Source organism: Vibrio sp. SCSIO 43153, from assembly GCF_023716625.1.
Taxonomy (GTDB): Bacteria; Pseudomonadota; Gammaproteobacteria; order Enterobacterales; family Vibrionaceae; genus Vibrio; species Vibrio rotiferianus.
On record NZ_CP071855.1, the window covers coordinates 646,612 to 668,482 of the forward strand.

Consider the following 21,871-nt stretch of genomic DNA (forward strand, 5'->3'; position numbering starts at 1 on the left):
TCTTTTATAAAATCGTGTGGTTTTTGCCCAGAGCTTCAAATTTTCTATTGTTTTAGTAACGTGTGTAGGGTGAGTGATTGTTGTGATGAATGGTTTTGGTGTTGATAGTTTGTTCTCTGAAAAATAAAAAAGGTTGATAGAACATCAACCTTTTTTATTTTGTTTAGAACAGTTTGCTCGACCACCCAAGTTTGTTTCTTAATACGTGATAGTAGCTGTAGTCTTTCGGATGGATCAGCTTGAGCACATTCGGACTCTGGTAGATGTGTATTTCATCACCAGGAGAGACAGGTAGTGAAACTTGTCCGTCACAACTTACTTCCTGAGTGCCACGGTTTTCTGGGGAAACGACCAGTTTAATACGACGCTTGCCATCGACAACTAATGGGCGGCTAGACAATGTGTGAGGGAACATTGGTACCAGAGAAATCGCGTTTAAGCTTGGTGACAAGATAGGTCCACCACCTGACAGAGAGTAAGCCGTAGAGCCTGTTGGAGTAGAGACGATTAAACCATCGGCACGCAGCGAAAACGCAAAGCTGTCATCAATATAAACTTCAAACTCAATCATGTGCGCCACTTGTCCTGGGTGGAGCACTGCTTCGTTCAATGCCGCGTTATGGCTCTTGATTTGACCATGACGATGGATCTCTGCTTCCAATAAGAAACGCTCTTCTTCTATATATTCGCCTTTTAATACGGCTTTTAATGCTTCTTTGAAATCGTCAGGATTTAGATCCGTCAGGAAACCCAAGTTACCTCGGTTGACACCAATCACAGCAACATCGAAACGAGATAAAATGCGAGCGGCACCCAGCATGTTGCCATCACCGCCAACAACGATAGCGAGATCGGCGTTTTTGCCTAGCTCTACGAGGCTAGCAAACTGGCTTTGCGGGATTTCGTCTAAAATTGCAGCAAGGCGATCATCGATAAATACTTGGTAACCTTCGGATGTCAGCCATTCGTATAACTCTCTATGAGTTTGAATTGCCTGCTGATCTCGTGGTTTTCCGATAATCGCGATCACGTTACATGGGTTTTTCATAGCATTTCCGCATTAAAGAGGCTTGAATCAGGAATCTTCATCCCCATAATAATGGCAAGTTACCTAAATATGCGAATTTTTATGTGGTTAAAGCCCACAAAACGTGAGTGGCTTTAAGGACATTAAGTTGAATTCTGGAGATATCATGAGCAACGAAGAAAACAAAGTTACAGAAGAAGAGCTTGATCAAATCATCGAAGAAGCTGAGAAAGTAGAAGCCGCAGCGCAAGAAGCTGAAGCAGAACTTGAAGAAATTGGTGATGAGAAAGACGCTAAGATTGCTCAACTAGAAGCAGCACTACTGTCTAGCGAAACAAAAGTGAAAGATCAGCAAGATGCGGTTCTTCGCTCTAAAGCTGAAGTAGAAAACATGCGTCGTCGTACTGAGCAAGAAATCGATAAAGCTCGTAAGTACGCTCTGAACAAATTCGCTGAAGAACTACTTCCAGTTATCGATAACCTTGAGCGTGCGATTCAAGCTGCAGATGCAGAGCACGAAGTGGTTAAGCCAATTCTTGAAGGTGTTGAGCTAACACACAAGACGTTTGTAGATGCAGTATCGAAATTTGGTTTGAAAGAGATCAACCCAGAAGGTGAAGCATTCAACCCTGAATTCCACCAAGCGATGTCTATTCAAGAAAGCCCAGATCACGAATCAAACACAGTTATGTTTGTGATGCAAAAAGGCTACGAGCTAAACGGTCGAGTTGTTCGTCCTGCAATGGTTATGGTTGCTAAGTAATCAACTAAATCATTGATATAAATATATTAAAACGCCCGCCATTCAATAGCGGGCGTTTTTGTTTCAAACATTACCATCAACATATTCATCTCTCTGAATATGTGCGCAAAATGAAATTTGATCCCCTTCAAATTTTTTCTTATTGGTAAAAATTTTTCCAATAAGGGATATCCTTTCTTTATCTTGCTTACTTATGGAATGGGTGTGTCTATAAGTTCCTGTTATCACTCGCAATCAAAATTTAATTCTGAATATGAATGTAGATCTAGCGATTTACTTTTAATGTTATTTATTAACAATCTCGTAAAGAAAGTCTTTATTTTGTAACTGTGGTGTGTATTATTCGCGAGGTCTGCCGTAAAAACCAGCAGATGTAACTATAAAAGTATAAATAGCAAACACAACATTTTGGAGATTTATGATGGATAAATCGCTTTCTAGCAAGATTTTTATCGGCTTGTTTGCGGGTCTTCTGATCGGTACTGCAATTCAGTATCTTTTTAGTGGCGTTGCTCTCTTTGATACTTATTTACTTGGCGCAGCGGAAGGCGCTGGTGGTATGTTCGTATCATTGATTAAGCTGTTAGTAGTACCTCTTGTTTACGTATCTATCGTATGCGGTATCGTGGACCTAAAAGACATCACGGCTTTTGGTCGTCTTGGTGGTAAAACCTTTGCTCTATACATTATCAACACCATCATCGCGATTACTGCGGCACTCACCGTTGGTCTTATTTTCCAACCGGGTGCTGATGCAAATCTGGCAGGCACGATTTCAGAAACTGTTAACTTAACAACAACTGAAACACCTGACATTTTCTCGTTGGTTGTAAACATCGTTCCAAGCAACCCTGTACAAGCGTTTGCAAATGGCGACATGTTACAAATCATCTTTATGGCAATTTTGACAGGTCTTGCTATTCAAGCTTTGGATTCTCGAGGCGGCCCGGCAATTCGTACGTTTAAAATGGCGAACGAAATCATGATGAAGCTGGTTGGTCTAGTAATGAGCCTTGCACCTTACGGTGTATTTGCTCTGATGATTCAACTAGGTGCAACACTGGATGCAAACACGCTGATGTCTGTTGCTGGCTACGTAGCACTTGTTGTTGCAATGCTAGTGTTCTGGATTTTCTTCTTCTACCCAATGGCGGTAGGTATTGCGACGGGCACTTCACCAAAAGCGTTCCTACGTGCAACTCGAGAGCAGATCCTATTCTCACTATCAACTGCAAGTTCAAACGCAACTATCCCGGTAACAATGCGCACGCTAACTGAGAAGCTTAAGGTTTCTAAGTCGGTTGCTGGTTTCGGTGTACCGCTGGGCGCAACAATGAACATGTCTGGTGTTTCTATCTATATCGCACTAGCAACTATGTTTGTCGCAAACGCGTTTGGTCAGCCAATCAATACTGCTGATATCTTTACTCTTGGTCTAACTATCTTGCTACTTTCTATCGGTGCTGGTGGTGTTCCGGGCGGCGGCGTAGTGATGGTAGGTGTTCTATTACACCAACTAGGTCTTCCACCAGAAGGTTTAGCAATCATTGCAGCTGTAGACCGTATCAATGATATGTTCTGTACTTCATCTAACGTAGTTGGTGATACAGCAGTAAACACTATTGTTGCGAAGTCTGAAGGCGAGATTGGTAAAGAAGAAGTCGTAGACGCAGAGCCTGCACAAGCAAGCGCATAATTTGCAATACACTCTTAGTTGAAAAGCGAGGCTATATGCCTCGCTTTTTCTTTTATAGAAACGAGAATCGAGATTGAAAAGTCGAAAGGGGCAGAGTTGCGCTCGTCTCTCGCCTTTTGCGCAACTTTTTTTTGTTTTTTTTCACTCTCTCCCTTGAAAAGCCATTTGCAGCCCTTATCTATTGGGCATAAGAGAAGCAAACAACATTACTTTAGTTTGTGAGCAAGGGTTGAAACCCGATTCTAAGTCCCCACATAGGGGATATAGCAAAACAAAATAGAATTTATTCGGAGATAGCCTGATGGGTAAAATCATTGGTATTGACTTAGGTACTACTAACTCATGTGTTGCTGTACTAGACGGCGACAAACCACGTGTAATTGAAAACGCAGAGGGTGAACGTACTACTGCATCGGTTATTGCTTACACTGACGGTGAGACGCTAGTAGGTCAACCAGCGAAACGTCAAGCAGTAACTAACCCAACTAACACGCTATTTGCAATCAAGCGTCTAATTGGTCGTCGTTTTGAAGACGAAGAAGTTCAGCGTGACATCGAAATCATGCCTTACAAAATCGTTAAGGCTGACAACGGTGATGCATGGGTAGAAGCAAAGGGCCAGAAAATGGCGGCTCCTCAAGTATCTGCTGAAGTACTTAAGAAAATGAAGAAAACTGCTGAAGACTTCCTAGGTGAGGAAGTAACTGGCGCAGTTATCACAGTTCCTGCTTACTTTAACGATGCTCAACGTCAAGCTACTAAAGACGCTGGTCGTATTGCAGGTCTAGAAGTTAAACGTATCATCAACGAACCAACAGCGGCTGCTCTAGCATACGGTCTAGACAAGTCAGGTGGCGACCGCACTATCGCGGTATACGACCTTGGTGGTGGTACATTCGATATCTCTATCATCGAAATCGATGAAGTTGAAGGCGAGAAAACATTCGAAGTTCTAGCAACTAACGGTGACACTCACCTTGGTGGTGAAGACTTTGATAACCGTCTAATCAACTACCTAGTAGACGAGTTCAACAAAGAGCAAGGCATCAACCTTAAGAACGATCCACTAGCAATGCAGCGTGTTAAAGAAGCAGCAGAAAAAGCGAAAATCGAGCTTTCTTCTACTTCTCAAACTGACGTAAACCTACCTTACGTTACTGCTGATGCAACTGGTCCTAAGCACATGAACATCAAAGTGACTCGTGCGAAACTAGAATCTCTAGTTGAAGACCTAGTACAACGTTCTCTTGAGCCACTAAAAGTTGCTCTAGCTGACGCTGACCTATCAGTAAACGACATCACTGACGTAATCCTAGTTGGTGGTCAGACTCGTATGCCTATGGTTCAAGCGAAGGTTGCTGAGTTCTTCGGTAAAGAAGCTCGCCGCGATGTAAACCCTGATGAAGCAGTAGCAATGGGTGCTGCAGTTCAAGGTGGTGTACTTGCGGGTGAAGTTAAAGACGTACTTCTACTAGACGTTACTCCACTGTCTCTAGGTATCGAGACAATGGGCGGCGTAATGACTAAGCTAGTTGAGAAAAACACGACTATCCCAACTAAAGCGAACCAAGTTTTCTCTACAGCAGAAGACAACCAGAGCGCGGTAACTATCCACGTTCTTCAAGGTGAGCGTAAGCAAGCGTCTTTCAACAAATCTCTAGGTCAATTCAACCTAGAAGGTATCCAAGCTGCACCACGTGGTATGCCACAAATCGAAGTTACTTTCGACCTAGATGCGGATGGTATCCTACACGTTTCAGCGAAAGACAAGCAAACTGGTAAAGAGCAGAAGATCACTATCCAAGCTTCTGGTGGTCTAAGCGATGACGACATCGAGAAAATGGTTCAAGAAGCAGAAGCTAACAAAGAAGCGGACAAAAAGTTCGAAGAGCTAGCAACTGCACGTAACCAAGCTGACCAAATGATTCACGGTACTCGTAAGCAAGTAGAAGAAGCTGGTGAAGCTCTACCTGCAGAAGAGAAAGAGAAGATTGAAGCAGCTATCTCTGAGCTAGAAACTGCACGTAAAGGTGATGACAAAGAAGCGATCGACGCTAAAGTTCAAGCGCTAATGACTGCAGCTCAAAAGCTAATGGAAATCGCTCAACAACAAGCTCAAGCGCAACAAGCACAAGGTGCTGACGCTGGTGCACAACAGTCTCAAGAAGACGATGTTGTTGATGCTGAGTTCGAAGAAGTTAAAGACGACAAGAAATAATATTTCTTAACTAGGCGGCTTATGGTCGCCTAGAGTCGATAAGACTTTTGTGTGCGGGCGTTTGGGGTAACTCTTACGCCCGTCTGTTTGTCCAAGCTGTCTTTCTAGTTAAGTATTTTGCAATAAGTGCACTTACCTAGAACGATACAAACACCAAGCGGTAAATCATGCCGTTTGCAGTAATTAATTGGTGACGAAGAACATGTCAAAACGTGATTTTTACGAAGTATTAGGCGTAAGCCGTGATGCCTCTGAGCGCGATATCAAAAAGGCGTACAAGCGTCTAGCAATGAAATACCACCCAGACCGTAACCAGGGTGATGAATCTGCTGCGGATAAGTTTAAAGAAGTAAAAGAAGCGTACGAAATTCTCACTGACCCTCAAAAGAAAGCGGCGTACGATCAGTATGGTCATGCTGCTTTTGAACAAGGCGGTGGCGGCTTCGGCGGCGGCGGTTTTGGTGGCGGTGGTGCTGATTTCGGCGACATCTTTGGTGACGTTTTTGGCGATATCTTTGGCGGTGGTCGTCGTGGCGGTGGTCAGCAACGTGCACAACGTGGCGCAGACCTACGTTACAACATGGAACTGTCGCTAGAAGAAGCTGTTCGTGGCGTATCGAAAGAAATCGAAGTACCAACGCTTGTTCATTGTGATACCTGTGACGGTAGCGGTGCGAAGAAAGGTTCTTCAGCTGAGACTTGTGGAACCTGTCATGGTCACGGTCAAGTTCAAATGCGCCAAGGTTTCTTTGCTGTGCAGCAAACCTGTCCTACCTGTCATGGTAAAGGTAAGATCATCAAAGACCCATGTAACGAATGTCATGGTCAAGGTCGCAAACAGAAAACTAAGACACTTAACGTTAAGATCCCAGCAGGTGTTGATACTGGCGATCGCATTCGTCTATCTGGCGAAGGCGAAGCTGGAGAAATGGGTGCACCAGCAGGTGACCTATACGTACAAGTTCACGTGAAAGAGCACCATATCTTCGAACGTGAAGGCAACAACTTGTATTGTGAAGTGCCAGTTAGCTTTGCTATGGCTGCTCTAGGTGGTGAAGTTGAAGTTCCGACACTAGATGGTCGTGTGAACCTTAAAGTACCAACAGAAACGCAAACAGGACGTATGTTCCGTATGCGCGGTAAAGGGGTGAAAGGCGTTCGTGGTGGCGGTGTTGGTGACCTAATCGTTAAGCTTGTAGTAGAGACTCCAGTTAACTTGAGCGCTCGTCAGAAAGAATTGCTTAAAGAGTTTGATGAGTCTTGTGGTGGCGATGCTGCAACTAAGCACAAGCCAAAATCGGAAGGTTTCTTCAACGGTGTGAAGAAGTTCTTCGATGATCTAACTAGCTAATAGCTCGGTTCGTTGAATCCAATAAAAAGCCTGCAGTGATGCAGGCTTTTTTGTGTTTGTAGCTCAGTCAATGATGCTTACTCCCAGCAAGCACTTGGTGATGCTACGTTAGAAGACGTGAGTGTTATAGTATTTTGTCTGTTAGGGAAACACTTATCATTACTTTGGCCTCTCTCAGGCTTCGCTGTTGCTGAGATAATATATGATTCAGTTGCCGAGCTAGCTACAGAGAATGTAAAGCGGTCTCGATCAGAGTTACATACTAGGCAGCGTCCTTGGGAAATAAGAGTGCTCCAATCATATTGTCCGTTGTAGTTTGCTTCAAGTTCTAACTGAATTCTGCTGATATCGGTTAAGGCAATAGTGCGGTGTGATTTTAAAGTGTGGTTAACATATGCAGGGTATGAGACAGCGGTTACTACACCTAATATAGCCAATACCACAACTAACTCGATCAATGTCATTCCACTTAATCTAAATTTGTAACTGTTACATATAATTGTTCGAATCATTTCGAGTAGTTCCTTTTCTCTTCTCCTCCTATTTTTAATAGCTGATAGCATCACTGCAAGAATGGTTTTGAACATTTAGCTCTTTTCATAGGAATTTGGGAAATGCATCGCGGCTTTACTTTATTGGAACTAATTATTTCATTAGCGGTATTTAGTATCGTTGCTGCTGTTGCTGCGCCAAACTTACATGGTTTATTAGAGACTAGCAAAATGCAGCGCTTAGCAAAGGAGCTGCATGGCTTTGTTCTGGAGGCCAAATCTGAAGCAGTCCTTAGGCGCGAGCGTCTATGGATACATATCTATATGGTTGGAGCTAGTGATAGTAGTGGAAATTGGTGGCTTGAGTTGACTGATAATATTGACCCCAATTTAGGAAATAAATTACTGACCCTATCTGGTAAGCCATATGATGGGATTTTTATCACTTCAAATTACAATTCATCACAAATTTCTTTTGATAGTATTCATGGTCGGCCAGCCTCTGGGCATTTTAGGTTTCATCCGGTTAATAACACAAATAAAGAACTCAAACTTATTTCATTTACTCGTTCCGCTCGTTTCAAAATGTGTAGTAATAGCCAAACAGAGCAGTACTTTGGTTATGTTGGTTGCTGAGGAGTGAAAATATGAAACGATCTAATCAGCTTGGAATGGGGTTAGTTGAACTCCTTATATCCTCTGCATTTGGCTTGATTGTACTTGCAACCGTTACCTCAGTTTTTTTAAAGGGGCAGCAATTAGCAACTAAGAGAGCACAAGAGCTTGGTCTTTTACAAAATACGACGAGTGTTTTGCAAATGCTGAGGTCTGATGTTCAGAGGGCTGGCTATGATGGCTCAGATGGTCTTTCACTCAAATTGGTCGGGGCTGATAGTACGATCTTTTCAGTCAGCAATGCCAACCAAACGTTATTAGCTTACGCTTATTTATCCCAAGTCTCAGGTGGGGTCCCATATTACAAAAATGTGGTGTATGAGCAACGAGGTCAGCTTGATACTTCTTTTTATATTTGTGAAAGAGACTTAGCGAACCGAGTTATTAATATTGTTGAAGCTCAGGATTTTTCGAACCAAGTAGGCCCTTGTAATAATTTATTCGATGAGAATTGGATTCATCTAAATAGCTTTCAGGTTGCGAATGAAAAGGTCGAACATAATGGAGTAAAAAGCGCGTTCTTAACAGTAAATCTATCCGTTCAACTTGCTCATGACAGTAATGTGAACACCTCTCAGAGTTTTACTATCAAACAAAGGAATTGGCAGGAATGAATAAGCAAAGCGGTGCTGCCACATTACTGGTTACTAGCATGCTTCTAGTTGCAGCTTTAGTCGTCACCTTAGGGAGTTACAAGTCATTATTTTATCAAATAAAGCAGGCAAATAACCAAATCGTATCAAGGCAGGAGCATTGGCAAGCCGAAGGTGGCTTAGAGTGTGGATTTACCCATATAGTAGATAACAACTTATCAGGTGTTCCTGCAAATTTAGCACAGCAATGTACTAGTTATTCAATTGATATCCTTCAAGGCTCTCTTCATGAACCAGATATTTTGATTTCAGAAGTTGGCTATGCACGGGTTGCAAAAAAACTGGCGTTTGTTGGAGGAGGAGGATTTGGTGCGATCCGTTCTACAGCAGACATTATTGCTCATGGCTCCGCTGTGCTTGCACCCCCGGATCCTGGGAGATATAACAATGCTGGCTACTACGAGTGTGTCGGCGCAATTGTGAAACGAAGGTTTATTGCGTCAGGTATAACCAATAAAGGGCTAGGTGGTGCGATCCCTCCTCCTTCCGCAGGGTTCGATCAATCTAAAAACTGTGGTTCCAGTTACCAAACAGAAACTTCAGTTCACACAGGTATTTGGCAAGATGCAGATGGGAATTATCAAAGGGAGTACGCTGAGTTAGATATTCAACAAGACCCAAAGTTGGATCCATTCTTAGACTACTTTGGAGTCGAGAAAGATAAATGGCAGTCTGTTCGAGATGATCCTGCTCAAAACTTCCTGACTGTATCCATGGGCGGTGGGAAAGATATTGATTGTGTAAGTAAGTTTATCAATGAGTTAAAGGATAATAAGCCATATAAAATCTGGATCGATGGCTCGTGCCAAATAACTGATACCCAGTTAACAAGCTTAAAACAGCTACAAAGTAAAAATGACAAACTGAACTTGTTCATTTTAGTTCATAACGGAGTGTTAGGTATTAACGGTAGTGGCACGATCAGAGGTATGTTATTTCATTTCAATAGTGGGTACGCACCGACTCAAGAACAATGGGACAATTTGAAAGATATCAAGCCTTATTTAAATGCAAACTTTAATACTTATATAGATACTTTGTATGGGACTTCATCAGGTATATCGCCATTATTGGCAACTTACTTCCAGCGGGGCTCATTTTCCTTAACAGGTGGACAGATCTTTGATGCTGACGGGCAAATGGCTTTGTTTGATAACTCACTAAGGCTTGCATTTAACTCTGACGTAATTAACTCGTTTTCTACTCCAATTAATGTCAAATGGGTTAAGGGATCGTGGAATGACTTCTAAACAGAAAGGATTTAGTCTAATTGAAGTACTTGTGTCTACTTTATTGCTAGGCGGAGGGGTATTAGGCTTGACCCAACTTCAGGTATACATGGAGAAGGAGTCAGAATACGCGCTAAACAGTTTAGAGGCTTTACAGCTTGCAGAAGAGAAGCTTGAGTGGTTTCGAACTCGCGGTGCCTCTTCTGCTTCTTCTGACATTGTGGTGGCTGATTTTGATGCAGATATCATCGCAGGTAACTCAACCAATGGCGCATATACAGTTCAATGGGAGCTACTTCCTGCACCTATTGCGAATTTAAAAGTGGTAAAGGTTGAGGCAACTTGGCTTGATAGGGCAGGAGATACACAAGGTGTTGAATTGCAAACAATGATTTCGCGTTATAGTGAATTTGACTGAGTTGACATTGAATTATCAGTGTTTCGAATGCTTAAATTGCTTGTTATGTCTGGTTTTTATCTTAATCTTTCTCGGTTAACAAAACGTTGTGTTGTTGTTGTTTTTGCTGGGGTGTAACTGTTTTTATTATGTTTAATTGATATGGTAATTTTGCAAAATATGTCTCCAAATATGGAAAAAATGCCAGAACCTTGTGCTTTCTGATTTGCTATTTAATAGAATGCTCGGTTGAAAATAGGCCGTTATAATTATTCAAATAGGCCATGGCACCAACATCATTCATATGGAGTTACCATGAGTAACCAAGCTGTAAATAAGGCACCGTCACCGAAGCCGAGCGGTATGGATCGCTTCCTGAACTTTATCGAGCGAGCAGGTAACAAAATTCCTGATCCTGCGATTTTGTTCTTCTGGGCACTAATCATTACTTGGGCTGCGTCTGCACTTTTGTCGAATGTTTCTTTCGACCTTCTAAACCCTCGAACTGGCGAAGCTCTCACAATCACTAACCTTCTAACAGGCGAAGCACTAGCAAGTTTCCTTGCTAACATGGTGACAACGTTCACTGGCTTTGCACCACTTGGTATCGTTCTTGTAGCGATGTTGGGTGTAGGTGTTGCCGATTCTTCTGGCTTCATCACCACTGGTCTTAAGAAGATGCTGAACTTCACGCCAGCTAAACTTCTTACTCCAATGCTAATTCTTGTAGCAATCGTATCGCACACTGCGGCGGATGCGGGCTACGTTCTAGTTATTCCTCTTGGTGGTATCATCTTCCACGCGGCTGGTCGTCACCCTCTAGCGGGTATCGCGGCAGCGTTTGCAGGTGTATCAGGTGGTTTCTCTGCAAACTTCATCCCTTCAGGTATCGATCCTCTATTGGCTGGTTTCACGCAAACAGCTGCACAGGTTCTGGACCCTGAGTACGTGGTTAACCCACTAGCGAACATCTTCTTTACTGGTCTATCTTCAGTAATCATTGTTGCTATCGGTTGGTACGTAACTGAGAAAATCATCGAGCCACGTCTAAAGAACACTCCAATCGACGAAGACGCAGAGAAAGCACCAGATCTAGGTTCTTTCACGGAGCTTGAGTCTAAAGCGTTCCGTTACGCTGGTTGGGCAATGATGGCGGGTATCGCTCTTCTCGTTGTGGCGCTTATTCCAGAAAACTCTGCACTGCGTTCACCTGAAGGTGAGATCACTGCGTTCTCTGCGCCAATCATGAAGTCTATCGTTCCGTTGATCTTCATCCTGTTTATCATTCCAGGTTACGTTTACGGTCGAGTTTCTGGTACGTTCAAGACAAGTAACGACATCATCAAAGCGATGGCGGATACCATGTCTACTATGGGCGCATACATCGTAATGTCGTTCTTCTGTGCACAGTTCCTATCTGCATTTGCGCAATCAAACATCGGTACGATGCTAGCGCTTTACGGTGCGGAAGGTCTGAAAGCAATGAACCTACCTGGTGAAGCAACTATCATCGGTATGATTCTTCTAACAGCTTCTGTAAACCTTCTAATCGGTTCTGCATCAGCGAAATGGGCTCTTATCGGTCCAATCCTAGTTCCTATGCTAATGGCAGTGGGTATCTCTCCTGAGCTATCTCAGGCGGCTTACCGTGTAGGTGACTCTGTATCGAACATCATTTCACCTCTGATGGTATTCTTCCCTCTAGTAGTGGTTTACTGTCAACGTTACGTGAAGTCGACAGGTATCGGTACACTAGCATCGCTAATGATGCCATTCTCGATTGCAATGCTAATCGGCTGGTCTATCTTCCTAGTGGTTTACTGGATGCTTGGTATTCCTCTAGGTATCCAAGCGCCATACACTTACACAATGTAAATACCGTCATATTTGGCGCTGTAGCGTTGTTAACTGCGCAAGTTCACCGGAGCGCTGGCCGCCCTAATCACATAGAGCCTCTATGCTCATAGGGCTGAACTTGCTTGTTGCCTAGCTACAACACCAACTATTTAGGTATTGGTAATTCGAAAGCGCTGGTCGAGAGACTGGCGCTTTTTTGTTTTGGGAGGCGGGAACGGACTTTGCCCTTCGGGACACAAAATAAAGAGATCCCCAACTCGCTCGTACCTCGCTCTTGAGGATGACGAGAAGACTGTCCTGTATTTATTCAACGTCATTCCCGAAAGCGATGCAGGAGCGTTGTCGGGAATCTCTCGTCAATAATGCAACTGAAGAGCGCCTCAGTTTGCTTGTACCTCGCGCTTGAGGATGACGAGAAGACAGTCCTGTATTTATTCAACGTCATTCCCGAAAGCGACGAAGGAGCGTTGTCGGGAATCTCTCGTTAATAATGCAACTGAAGAGCGCCTCAGTTTGCTTGTGCCTCACTCTTGAAGGTGACAATCAAACTGCTTTGAATCACGGTATTTGTACCCTAACAGGTAAAATCATCCCGCTTCCACTTCCCCTCTTTGAAGGTTAAAATCCACTTTCAATCACGATCTATCCCAAATTCCGGAGCTTCCTTTTGTCAGATTCTCAGTTTTCCCCTCAAGACGAACTATTTATGCGCCGTGCGATGGAGCTTGCCGAGCAAGCTGAAGCTGAAGGGGAGGTGCCGGTGGGCGCTGTTCTGGTAAAAGATGGAGAGATTATTGCTGAAGGCTGGAACCGTTCTATTTGTGCTCATGATGCAACGGCGCATGCGGAGATCCAGACACTGCGCAAAGCCGGCGAAGCCTTGAGTAACTACAGGCTTCTTGATACCACACTGTATGTCACTTTAGAACCTTGCCCAATGTGCGCAGGTGCGTTATTACACAGCCGAGTCAAGCGTGTTGTCTATGGTGCTCCAGACTTAAAAGCAGGTGCGGCAGGGACGGTATTGAACTTATTCGCAAGCCAAGCGGCGTATCATTACGCGACGGTGGAAAGCGGATTATTAGAGGATGAATGCCGCTCTCAGCTACAAGCCTTCTTTAAGCGTCGCCGTAAAGAAATTAAAGCCAAGAAGGAAGCGCAGAAAGCGTTGGAGAACGAGCAGGAGAATAAAGAAAAGTAGGTTGAGAGGGAGGGAATGAGTTCTTTTCGCCTAGAAGTTTTTAGCAAACACCTACTCAGAAGTAGATGTTTGCTTCAAGTTTCAGTGGTTCACTAGGTGAACAAATACACGGTTACGTGCACTGACTTTTTTCTTCATTGTTGTAAGCTTGCGCTTACGGCGGTTTGCAGCCACTGTCTTATTCAAACGTTTTGACTGCACTCTGCGTTTTCTCATATTCAGAACCTCTTGCAGGCAACGAACACACTCTCCGACACTCGCACCGCAAAGCGTCTGATTCATTATCAATCGATGACATTCTGATGAAGCACGCTTACAGAGGAAGGTGGCATCAGTTCGAGGAGAGGTGACTAAAAGAGCATCTCTTTCATGCGAGCCAGTTATTGGTATGACACCAAATAGAATCACAAGCTAGATAAGCCCGAAAGACTGGATTCTAGATAACTTTATCTGTTGACTCAATAAAAAAATAGCGAGCTGAGTGCTCGCTATTTTCGAAGGGTTTATTCTGCTTTTTGAGCAGGCGTTTGCTCTGTCCCTTGAGGCGAACTCCCTTCAGTATTTGATGTGGCTTCAACCGCGCCTGAAACTTGCTCAGCGAGTGTCTCTACCGCTCCTGAAATTAGCAAATCTGGATTGAGCGGTGGTATCACTTGTAGGTCGTCGGTATCTTCATCAATCGCAGGTTTTTGGCTCACGTGGCCAATGATCGATTGGTAGTAACGACGAATACTCTCAACGTAGTTACGTGCCTCATCGCCACGAGCATAACCGTAACGAGTTTGGCTGTAGAAACGCTTCTGACGCAGTAACGGTAGACGCTCTTTCACATCTGCCCATGAATTTGGATCGCCACCTTGTGCCTTCGTTAATCTTCGAGCATCCATCATGTGACCATAACCGACATTATACGATGCTAATGCAAACCAAATCTTCTCATGCTCATTGATTGAATCTGGTACGCGGGCCACGATACGGCGTAGATACTCAACACCACCACGTACTGACTGTTCAGGATCAAGGCGGTTAGTTACGCCAACACTTTTTGCTGTCGGCAGCGTTAACATCATCATGCCTCGCACACCTGTTGGTGATTTTGCAGCAGGTTTCCAATGTGACTCTTGGTAAGCTAACGCGGCAATTAAGCGCCAATCAAACTCTTCACTGTATTTCTGGAACAGTGGTGCCCATTTGGGCAAGGTGTTGTCCAGTGCTCGAATAAAGGCTCGAGTATCTACATAATCAAACGCTTCAATATGACCAATGTACTTCTCTTCTAATGTTGCTAGTTCACCAGACTGTTTGATGCCGCCAAAGAACTCGATCAACATTGCGTACAAGCTTTCATCTTCAGATCGGCGTGTAAACCAAGACACTGGCTGGTCTTCTGTTAACTCAAAGGCTTGTGCAAGGTCAGGATAAAGTCGCTGAGCCAAAGATAACTCTACCGAATCAGTTACGGTAAATCGGAGTTCACCTGTAGATACTTGTTTTAATAGATCGCGAGTATCCGCATCACCAACAATTTCAAATTGAAGCTCAGGGTACTCTTTTTGTAGCGTAGTTAATGTTGGAACAAATTGTGATTGTTCAACGATTTGTAGCGTTTCTGCACCAGCATTGGCTTCTTTATCTTCCGCTTTGTCATCTTTAGATTCTTGATAGCTGATTAGCTGGTCAATATCGCGTGGGCGCAGTTGACCTTTCTTATACACTACTTGTTGACTGACGTAGTAATAAGCAGGTCCAGGGCGGAAGCGTTGTACCGCTTGAGAGGTTTGGTTTAAACCTGTCGCGATGATATCGATATCACCTTTTTTCAGGGCAGGGAATAACTCAGCTTGTCGGAAAGCAGGTTTGATTTCCAACTTAACACCTAACTGTTCAGCAAACTTGCGCGCCAGTTCGTAATCCAGGCCAGCAGGGCCATCAGGACCAATGTAATAGGAAAGTTGGTTGTTGAGAGTGCCAACTCGCAGAACACCACGTTCTTGGATTAGCTCAAACTCACTTTTAGGCTCCGATTCAATCTGGCAGGCAGAAAGTAGAAGCACAGAGGCGAAAAGTAGGGCGCTGCGCTTGAATCGGTTGAACTGACTTATTTGCATTAATTTGGTACGTCTCGATAAATTCTAGTTGCCTTTATATCAAAGCGTGCAAGTTGGGCAAAGTGAATCAGACAGATCGAGTGCGACATTGTGTGTTTTATCGACATTTCGGCTGTAACTCTAATTTGACAAAAAAAATGACGCAAACGGTTGCTTTTGGTGTTACATCACAAAAACAATTGCTATATAATGCGCTCGCAACGAAGAGGTGGCATCGGCATAGGTTTGAAAAACCTTCGGGAATAGCTTCGAAGTAAAACAGTCTAACCCACTGAATTTATTCCAATATCACCTCAGGTCAATAGACCTTAACCAATTGCATAAGAGACCTAAGCACATGAGAATTTTTCGTGGCTCCCCAGCTCTATCTGAATTTCGTGTTAACAAGCTTCTAGAGCTTTGTCGTGAACTAGGCTTACCTGTCACAGGTATTTACGCAGAGTTTGCTCACTTTGCTGAGCTATCAGCAGATCTAGATGATCAAGAAGTTGAGAAACTAGAGAAACTCCTGACTTACGGTCCAACAATTGAAGAGCATGCGCCAGAAGGACTTCTGCTGCTTGCGACTCCTCGTCCAGGTACGATTTCTCCTTGGTCTTCTAAGTCTACCGACATCGCGAATAATTGTGGCCTAGCTAAAGTGGTTCGCCTAGAACGCGGTACTGCTTACTATATTGAAACATCATCTGATCTTTCTGAGCTTCAACTTGTTGAGCTGAAAGCGATTCTTCACGATCGCATGATGGAAGTTATCTTTACTGATTTCGAATCAGCAGCGGCACTTTTCCAAGTGGCAGAGCCAGCACCAGTAGCAGACGTTGACTTACTAAACGGTGGCCGTGCTGCGCTTGAAAACGCAAACGTTACCCTAGGTCTTGCTCTTGCTGATGATGAGATCGAATACCTATACGATGCGTTCGTAAACAAGCTAGACCGTAACCCAACCGACATCGAACTGATGATGTTTGCACAGGCGAACTCAGAGCACTGTCGTCACAAGATCTTTAATGCAGATTGGACTATCGACGGCGTGAAGCAAGAGAAGTCTCTGTTCAAGATGATCAAAAACACATTTGAAACCACGCCAGAAAATGTTCTATCTGCCTACAAAGATAACGCAGCGGTAATGGTGGGTTCCGATGTTGGTCGTTTCTTCCCAAACCCAGAAACTCGCCAGTACGGTTACAACCAAGAGAAAGCGCACATCCTAATGAAGGTGGAAACGCACAACCACCCAACAGCTATCTCTCCTTGGCCGGGCGCTTCGACTGGTTCTGGTGGTGAAATCCGCGATGAAGGCGCAACTGGTATTGGTGGTAAGCCAAAAGCAGGTCTTGTTGGCTTCACTACGTCTAACCTACGTATTCCTGGTTTTGAACAGCCATGGGAAACAGATTTCGGTAAGCCGGGTCGCATCGTTAACGCTCTAGACATCATGCTAGAAGGCCCACTTGGTGGCGCGGCGTTCAACAACGAATTTGGTCGTCCAAATCTACTTGGTTACTTCCGTACTTACGAAGAAAAAGTGAACTCTCACGCAGGTGAAGAGGTTCGTGGTTACCACAAGCCAATCATGATTGCTGGTGGTATGGGTAACATCCGTGACGAGCACGTACAGAAGAAAGAGATCCCAGTGGGAGCAAGCCTAATCGTATTGGGTGGTCCTGCAATGAACATCGGCCTTGGTGGTGGTGCTGCTTCTTCAATGGCATCTGGTCAATCAGCAGAAGACCTAGATTTTGCCTCAGTACAGCGTGAAAACCCAGAGATGGAACGCCGCTGTCAGGAAGTGATCGACCGTTGTTGGCAGCTTGGCGAACAGAACCCAATCGCATTTATCCACGATGTGGGCGCAGGTGGTATCTCTAACGCACTTCCAGAGCTTGTAGACGATGGCGAACGTGGTGGTATCTTCCAACTACGCGATGTTCCAAACGATGAACCAGGTATGAGCCCACTTGAGATCTGGTGTAACGAATCTCAAGAACGCTACGTAATGGCAGTTGCGCCAGAGAATATGGAAGTATTCGACGCTATCTGTAAGCGTGAGCGCGCACCATACGCAGTAGTAGGTATCGCAACAGAAGAGCGTGAGCTGAAGTTAGAAGATTCACACTTCGACAATACACCAATCGACATGCCAATGGATGTTCTTCTTGGTAAGACGCCTAAGATGCACCGTGATGCGAAAACGCTTAAAGCGAACAATCCTGCAGTTAACCGTGATGGTATCGAGCTAAACGAAGCTGTGGATCGCGTTCTACGTCTTCCAACGGTTGCAGAAAAAACATTCCTAATCACCATCGGTGACCGCACGGTGACTGGCTTGGTAGCGCGTGACCAAATGGTTGGTCCGTGGCAGGTTCCTGTCGCTAACTGCGCGGTAACTGCAGCAAGCTACGACACTTACCATGGTGAAGCGATGTCAATGGGTGAGCGTACCCCCGTTGCTCTACTAGATTTCGGTGCTTCGGCTCGTTTAGCGGTGGGTGAAGCAATCACCAACATCGCTGCGACAAACATCGGTGATATCAAACACATTAAATTGTCTGCGAACTGGATGTCTCCAGCTGGCCACCCGGGTGAAGACGCAGGTCTTTACGAAGCAGTGAAAGCCGTGGGTGAAGAGCTATGTCCAGCACTTGGCCTTACTATCCCTGTGGGTAAAGACTCAATGTCGATGAAGACCAAGTGGGAAGAGAACGGTGAGCAGAAAGAAGTAACCTCTCCGCTGTCTCTGATCATCACTGCGTTTGCTCGTGTTGAAGATGTACGTAAGACAATCACACCTCAGCTTCGTACTGACAAAGGCGATACTAGCCTTGTTCTAATCGATCTAGGTAACGGCCAGAACCGTCTAGGTGCAACGGCACTAGCACAGGTTTACAAGCAGCTTGGTGATAAGCCTGCAGACGTAGACAACGCAGCACAGCTAAAAGGTTTCTACGAAGGCGTTCAAACTCTAGTTGCGAACGATCAAGTAGTGGCTTACCACGATAAGGGTGACGGTGGTCTATTCGTTACTCTTGCTGAGATGGCATTCGCGGGTCACTGTGGTGTGAAAACTGACATTGCTGACCTTGGCGAAGATACTCTAGCAGCACTATTTAACGAAGAGCTAGGCGCAGTACTTCAGGTTAAGAACTATGACCTAGACGCTGTACTTTCAACGCTAGCAGCAAACGGTCTTGAAGCATGTTCACACGTAATCGGCTCTGTAGAAGCATCTGATGAGTTAGTGATTACTTCTGGTGAGACTGTAGTTCTTGAGCGTAGCCGTACTGAACTACGTACTATCTGGGCAGAGACAACGCACAAGATGCAAGGTCTACGTGATAACCCAGCATGTGCGGACCAAGAGCATGAAGCGAAGAAAGACAACTCTGACCCAGGCCTAAACGTTAAGCTGAGCTTCGATGTAAATGAAGACATCGCAGCGCCATATATCGCGAAAGGCGCTAAGCCTAAGATGGCAATTCTGCGTGAGCAGGGCGTTAACTCTCATGTAGAGATGGCTGCAGCCTTTGACCGTGCTGGCTTTGAAGCAACGGATGTTCACATGAGCGATATCCTAACGGGTCAAGCTGTACTGGAAGAGTTCCAAGGCCTAGTGGCGTGTGGTGGCTTCTCTTACGGTGACGTTCTAGGCGCCGGTGAAGGTTGGGCTAAGTCTATCCTGTTCAATGAACAAGCTCGCAACCAGTTTGAAGGCTTCTTTAAGCGTGAAGATACGTTCTCTCTAGGTGTGTGTAACGGCTGTCAGATGCTATCGAACCTGAAAGAGCTAATCCCAGGAGCAGACCTGTGGCCACGCTTTGTTCGTAACGAATCTGAGCGTTTTGAAGCTCGCTTTAGCCTAGTTGAAGTACAAAAGTCTGACTCTGTATTCTTCGATGGTATGGAAGGCTCGCGTATGCCAATCGCGGTTTCTCACGGTGAAGGTCGCGTAGAAGTACGTGGTGCTGAACACCTAGCGGCGATTGAAGCGTCAGGCACGGTTGCAGTTCGTTACGTTGATAACCACGGTAACCCAACTCAGCAATACCCGAACAACCCGAACGGTTCGCCAAACGCAATCACAGGTCTAACGACTCAAGATGGCCGTGTGACTATCATGATGCCGCACCCTGAGCGTGTATTCCGTACAGTAGCGAACTCATGGTCTCCAGAAGGTTGGGGCGAGAATGGTGCTTGGATGCGTATGTTCCAAAATGCACGTAAGAACATCGGCTAATTACGACGTCGTTCGTCAACATTAACGAAACTGATAAGCGCTGGTTGAGAGACCGGCGCTTTCTTTATTTCAGATAATCGAGAATGGATCTCGTCCTATGGAACGCCTCGCTTCGAGATGCGAGAAAGAACAGCGGCGTCATTTCCTAGACTGACGAAGGAAGGAGTAGGAAATCTCTTTTTAACAATGAATCGTGAGAGTTCCCCAATTCGTTCATGCCTTATCTACTGTAAAAAACTTGCAGCGTTTCGGTAACTTTTATGCTCTAATACCGCGCTTACCAAGGGATGGTGTTAAACAGCTCAGCTTAGATGGAGTTATCAAGTTGACCGAATCCCTGATTAATCCCTTAGGAAATGAAAGAAATGTCTAAAAATCCAAAATTTGCTATCCGCGTAACTGAAAAACGTAACGGTTGGAGCGCAGAGATCACTCGTCAAGTGACATCTCGTAAGACTGTAGTATCAAAACGTGAAACAGGCTTTGACAGCGAAGAGAAAGCACAAGCTTGGGCTGAGCAAGAACTAGCGGGTTTTGTTCAAAACCAAGTGGTTCGTAATGAGCGTAAAGCGGTACAGCGTCAAGAGCGTGAAGCAGAGCAACTAGCGGCAAAAGTTCGCAAAGAAGAAGCTCGCAAAGCACGCGAAGTTGAAGCTGACGAAGAGTAATCTCAGCTTACTAGATGGTTGATTTGTACCATCAAATCTGAATTAAAAAATGCCCCGAGTTCATCTCGGGGCATTTTTATTTTAATGGAAATTAAGAGGTTACTGTTGAGTGTCTAACGGGATTTGCCCTGTCGTTACTTGGTCGACATCAAACTCAGTCAGCTCTTCAATGTAGCTTTCAACCGCTTGCTCTACCACTTCATCGTTTTGCTTGAAGTAAGCGATATGGAAAATAGCATCGCCTTCATTCACAAGTGGCAGTGTTTGCTGGCCAATAACGATACCACCTTTCGGTGCGACTAGTTCAAGCTCATCGTGACCCAGAGGAGAGCTGATGTATGCTAGCGTTTCGCCTTCTTCTACCTTGTCTCCTAGGTTAACCACAGTACGCAAAATACCGTTACCGGATGCACGAACCCAGCTGGTGGATTTCGCGATAATTGGTTCAGGTAGTTTCTTACGGCTCGCACGTAGCATACCGATTGCTTGCATCACACGTTGAACGCCCAGTACACCTGCGCTGATGGATAGTGGGTCAAAGCGCAGAGCTTCGCCCGCTTCATAGGTCAGTACTGGGATATCGCATTTCTCCGCTTCGCTACGCAGAGAACCGTCACGTAGAGCTGAGTCTACGATCACTGGTGTGGCAAATGCTTTTGCAATACGCAGTGTCTCAGGATTGCTCAAGTTCGCGCGGATCTGTGGCAGGTTAGTACGGTGAATCGCACCCGTGTGAAGATCCAAAATATAGTCACAACGCTTGGCGATGTTATTGAAGAAACCATGCGCCATACGTGATGCCAATGCACCTTTTTCACTGCCTGGGAAGCAACGGTTTAGGTCACGGCGGTCTGGTAGGTAGCGCGATTTATGAATAAAGCCGAACACGTTCACGATAGGCACGGCAATCACGGTACCTTTCAGCTTTGCAGGATCCAGTTGGTTGATCATCTGACGAACGATCTCTACGCCATTAAGCTCATCACCATGGATCGCGGCATTCACCATGAGTACAGGACCTTCTTGCTTACCGTGGATAATTTCCACAGGGATAGAAAGCGGTGAGTGCGTGTAAAGCTGCGCTGCTTCAAATTCAGTTTCTAATCGCTGCCCTGGTTGTACTTGATGCCCGAGTAGCTCAAATACTTTGCTTTTTTTACTTCTGGCCATAAACCATCTCTGTCAAATACGTTATCAACAATGTAACAACTGGTTCAAAATCACACTAATCATTCTTGTTGATGTGACGAAAAAAACATTTTGTTGATGTGAGTAATAAAGCGCCAGATGTACTTTGAATGTA

The 21,871-nt window shown here is 44.8% G+C and carries 17 protein-coding genes; 12 read left to right on the forward strand and 5 right to left on the reverse strand.

Features of this window, described 5'->3' with window-relative positions; genetic code table 11:
* Positions 1–163: 163 nt before the first annotated feature.
* Positions 164–1,048, reverse strand: a complete 885-nt coding sequence (gene nadK, locus J4N37_RS02975) for an NAD(+) kinase (protein WP_005447653.1) — start codon at positions 1,046–1,048, stop codon at positions 164–166.
* A 145-nt stretch (positions 1,049–1,193) separates the two neighbouring features.
* Here nadK and grpE point away from each other — a divergent pair, with 145 nt between their 5' ends.
* The 4 genes from grpE (at position 1,194) to dnaJ (ending at position 7,055) form a co-directional block, all read left to right on the forward strand.
* Complete coding sequence (gene grpE / locus J4N37_RS02980) at positions 1,194–1,790, forward strand: nucleotide exchange factor GrpE (RefSeq protein ID WP_005447652.1); 597 nt, start codon at positions 1,194–1,196, stop codon at positions 1,788–1,790.
* Between the two features lie 421 nt (positions 1,791–2,211).
* A complete protein-coding gene (locus J4N37_RS02985; RefSeq protein ID WP_005447650.1) occupies positions 2,212–3,486 on the forward strand; it encodes a dicarboxylate/amino acid:cation symporter in 1,275 nt (424 codons plus the stop codon).
* A 301-nt stretch (positions 3,487–3,787) separates the two neighbouring features.
* Positions 3,788–5,704: a molecular chaperone DnaK gene (gene dnaK / locus J4N37_RS02990; RefSeq protein ID WP_005447648.1), complete on the forward strand. Its 1,917-nt coding sequence runs from the start codon at positions 3,788–3,790 to the stop codon at positions 5,702–5,704.
* Positions 5,705–5,906: 202 nt separating this feature from the next.
* Positions 5,907–7,055, forward strand: a complete 1,149-nt coding sequence (gene dnaJ, locus J4N37_RS02995) for a molecular chaperone DnaJ (RefSeq protein ID WP_005447647.1) — start codon at positions 5,907–5,909, stop codon at positions 7,053–7,055.
* A 77-nt stretch (positions 7,056–7,132) separates the two neighbouring features.
* Here dnaJ and J4N37_RS03000 read toward each other — a convergent pair whose 3' ends face one another.
* A complete protein-coding gene (locus tag J4N37_RS03000) occupies positions 7,133–7,567 on the reverse strand; it encodes a type IV pilin protein (protein ID WP_029560929.1) in 435 nt (144 codons plus the stop codon).
* Between the two features lie 102 nt (positions 7,568–7,669).
* Here J4N37_RS03000 and J4N37_RS03005 point away from each other — a divergent pair, with 102 nt between their 5' ends.
* From J4N37_RS03005 to tadA, 6 genes are all read left to right on the forward strand, one after another.
* Entirely contained in the window at positions 7,670–8,182 is a 513-nt protein-coding gene (locus J4N37_RS03005) for a GspH/FimT family pseudopilin (protein WP_010446268.1), read from the forward strand.
* 11 nt (positions 8,183–8,193) lie between these two features.
* The gene (locus tag J4N37_RS03010; protein WP_010446270.1) at positions 8,194–8,835 is read left to right on the forward strand and encodes a PilW family protein; all 642 of its coding nucleotides are present in this window, start codon (positions 8,194–8,196) and stop codon (positions 8,833–8,835) included.
* Positions 8,832–10,124, forward strand: a complete 1,293-nt coding sequence (locus J4N37_RS03015; RefSeq protein ID WP_010446272.1) for a hypothetical protein — start codon at positions 8,832–8,834, stop codon at positions 10,122–10,124. The genes J4N37_RS03010 and J4N37_RS03015 overlap by 4 nt, the downstream gene beginning before the upstream one ends.
* The gene (locus J4N37_RS03020; protein ID WP_010446274.1) at positions 10,114–10,521 is read left to right on the forward strand and encodes a type IV pilus modification PilV family protein; all 408 of its coding nucleotides are present in this window, start codon (positions 10,114–10,116) and stop codon (positions 10,519–10,521) included. Before J4N37_RS03015 ends, J4N37_RS03020 begins: the two co-directional genes overlap by 11 nt.
* 294 nt (positions 10,522–10,815) lie before the next feature.
* Positions 10,816–12,375: an AbgT family transporter gene (locus tag J4N37_RS03025; protein ID WP_010446276.1), complete on the forward strand. Its 1,560-nt coding sequence runs from the start codon at positions 10,816–10,818 to the stop codon at positions 12,373–12,375.
* 688 nt (positions 12,376–13,063) lie between these two features.
* Positions 13,064–13,558, forward strand: coding sequence for a tRNA adenosine(34) deaminase TadA (tadA, locus tag J4N37_RS03030; RefSeq protein WP_045387322.1), 495 nt, complete (start codon positions 13,064–13,066; stop codon positions 13,556–13,558).
* An 81-nt stretch (positions 13,559–13,639) separates the two neighbouring features.
* Here the strand turns inward: tadA and J4N37_RS25125 are convergent, their stop codons facing one another.
* Both J4N37_RS25125 and mltF read right to left on the reverse strand, forming a co-directional pair.
* Complete coding sequence (locus J4N37_RS25125) at positions 13,640–13,774, reverse strand: hypothetical protein (protein WP_010446281.1); 135 nt, start codon at positions 13,772–13,774, stop codon at positions 13,640–13,642.
* A gap of 287 nt (positions 13,775–14,061) precedes the next feature.
* Positions 14,062–15,666: a membrane-bound lytic murein transglycosylase MltF gene (gene mltF / locus J4N37_RS03035; protein ID WP_045387324.1), complete on the reverse strand. Its 1,605-nt coding sequence runs from the start codon at positions 15,664–15,666 to the stop codon at positions 14,062–14,064.
* Positions 15,667–16,003: 337 nt separating this feature from the next.
* Here mltF and purL point away from each other — a divergent pair, with 337 nt between their 5' ends.
* Positions 16,004–19,900, forward strand: a complete 3,897-nt coding sequence (gene purL / locus J4N37_RS03040) for a phosphoribosylformylglycinamidine synthase (protein ID WP_252041661.1) — start codon at positions 16,004–16,006, stop codon at positions 19,898–19,900.
* A gap of 365 nt (positions 19,901–20,265) precedes the next feature.
* Complete coding sequence (locus tag J4N37_RS03045) at positions 20,266–20,568, forward strand: DUF3622 domain-containing protein (protein WP_010446286.1); 303 nt, start codon at positions 20,266–20,268, stop codon at positions 20,566–20,568.
* A 99-nt stretch (positions 20,569–20,667) separates the two neighbouring features.
* Here the strand turns inward: J4N37_RS03045 and J4N37_RS03050 are convergent, their stop codons facing one another.
* Positions 20,668–21,738 (reverse strand): succinylglutamate desuccinylase/aspartoacylase family protein, encoded by a 1,071-nt coding sequence (locus J4N37_RS03050; RefSeq protein WP_010446288.1) that lies wholly within the window; start codon positions 21,736–21,738, stop codon positions 20,668–20,670.
* Positions 21,739–21,871 lie beyond the last annotated feature (133 nt).

Coding starts and splice junctions, on each gene's coding strand:
- nadK (WP_005447653.1), bottom strand. CDS start 1,048: ATGAAAAACCCATGTAACGTGATCGCGATTATCGGAAAACCACGAGAT.
- grpE (WP_005447652.1), top strand. CDS start 1,194: ATGAGCAACGAAGAAAACAAAGTTACAGAAGAAGAGCTTGATCAAATC.
- J4N37_RS02985 (WP_005447650.1), top strand. CDS start 2,212: ATGGATAAATCGCTTTCTAGCAAGATTTTTATCGGCTTGTTTGCGGGT.
- dnaK (WP_005447648.1), top strand. CDS start 3,788: ATGGGTAAAATCATTGGTATTGACTTAGGTACTACTAACTCATGTGTT.
- dnaJ (WP_005447647.1), top strand. CDS start 5,907: ATGTCAAAACGTGATTTTTACGAAGTATTAGGCGTAAGCCGTGATGCC.
- J4N37_RS03000 (WP_029560929.1), bottom strand. CDS start 7,567: ATGATTCGAACAATTATATGTAACAGTTACAAATTTAGATTAAGTGGA.
- J4N37_RS03005 (WP_010446268.1), top strand. CDS start 7,670: ATGCATCGCGGCTTTACTTTATTGGAACTAATTATTTCATTAGCGGTA.
- J4N37_RS03010 (WP_010446270.1), top strand. CDS start 8,194: ATGAAACGATCTAATCAGCTTGGAATGGGGTTAGTTGAACTCCTTATA.
- J4N37_RS03015 (WP_010446272.1), top strand. CDS start 8,832: ATGAATAAGCAAAGCGGTGCTGCCACATTACTGGTTACTAGCATGCTT.
- J4N37_RS03020 (WP_010446274.1), top strand. CDS start 10,114: ATGACTTCTAAACAGAAAGGATTTAGTCTAATTGAAGTACTTGTGTCT.
- J4N37_RS03025 (WP_010446276.1), top strand. CDS start 10,816: ATGAGTAACCAAGCTGTAAATAAGGCACCGTCACCGAAGCCGAGCGGT.
- tadA (WP_045387322.1), top strand. CDS start 13,064: ATGCGCCGTGCGATGGAGCTTGCCGAGCAAGCTGAAGCTGAAGGGGAG.
- J4N37_RS25125 (WP_010446281.1), bottom strand. CDS start 13,774: ATGAGAAAACGCAGAGTGCAGTCAAAACGTTTGAATAAGACAGTGGCT.
- mltF (WP_045387324.1), bottom strand. CDS start 15,666: ATGCAAATAAGTCAGTTCAACCGATTCAAGCGCAGCGCCCTACTTTTC.
- purL (WP_252041661.1), top strand. CDS start 16,004: ATGAGAATTTTTCGTGGCTCCCCAGCTCTATCTGAATTTCGTGTTAAC.
- J4N37_RS03045 (WP_010446286.1), top strand. CDS start 20,266: ATGTCTAAAAATCCAAAATTTGCTATCCGCGTAACTGAAAAACGTAAC.
- J4N37_RS03050 (WP_010446288.1), bottom strand. CDS start 21,738: ATGGCCAGAAGTAAAAAAAGCAAAGTATTTGAGCTACTCGGGCATCAA.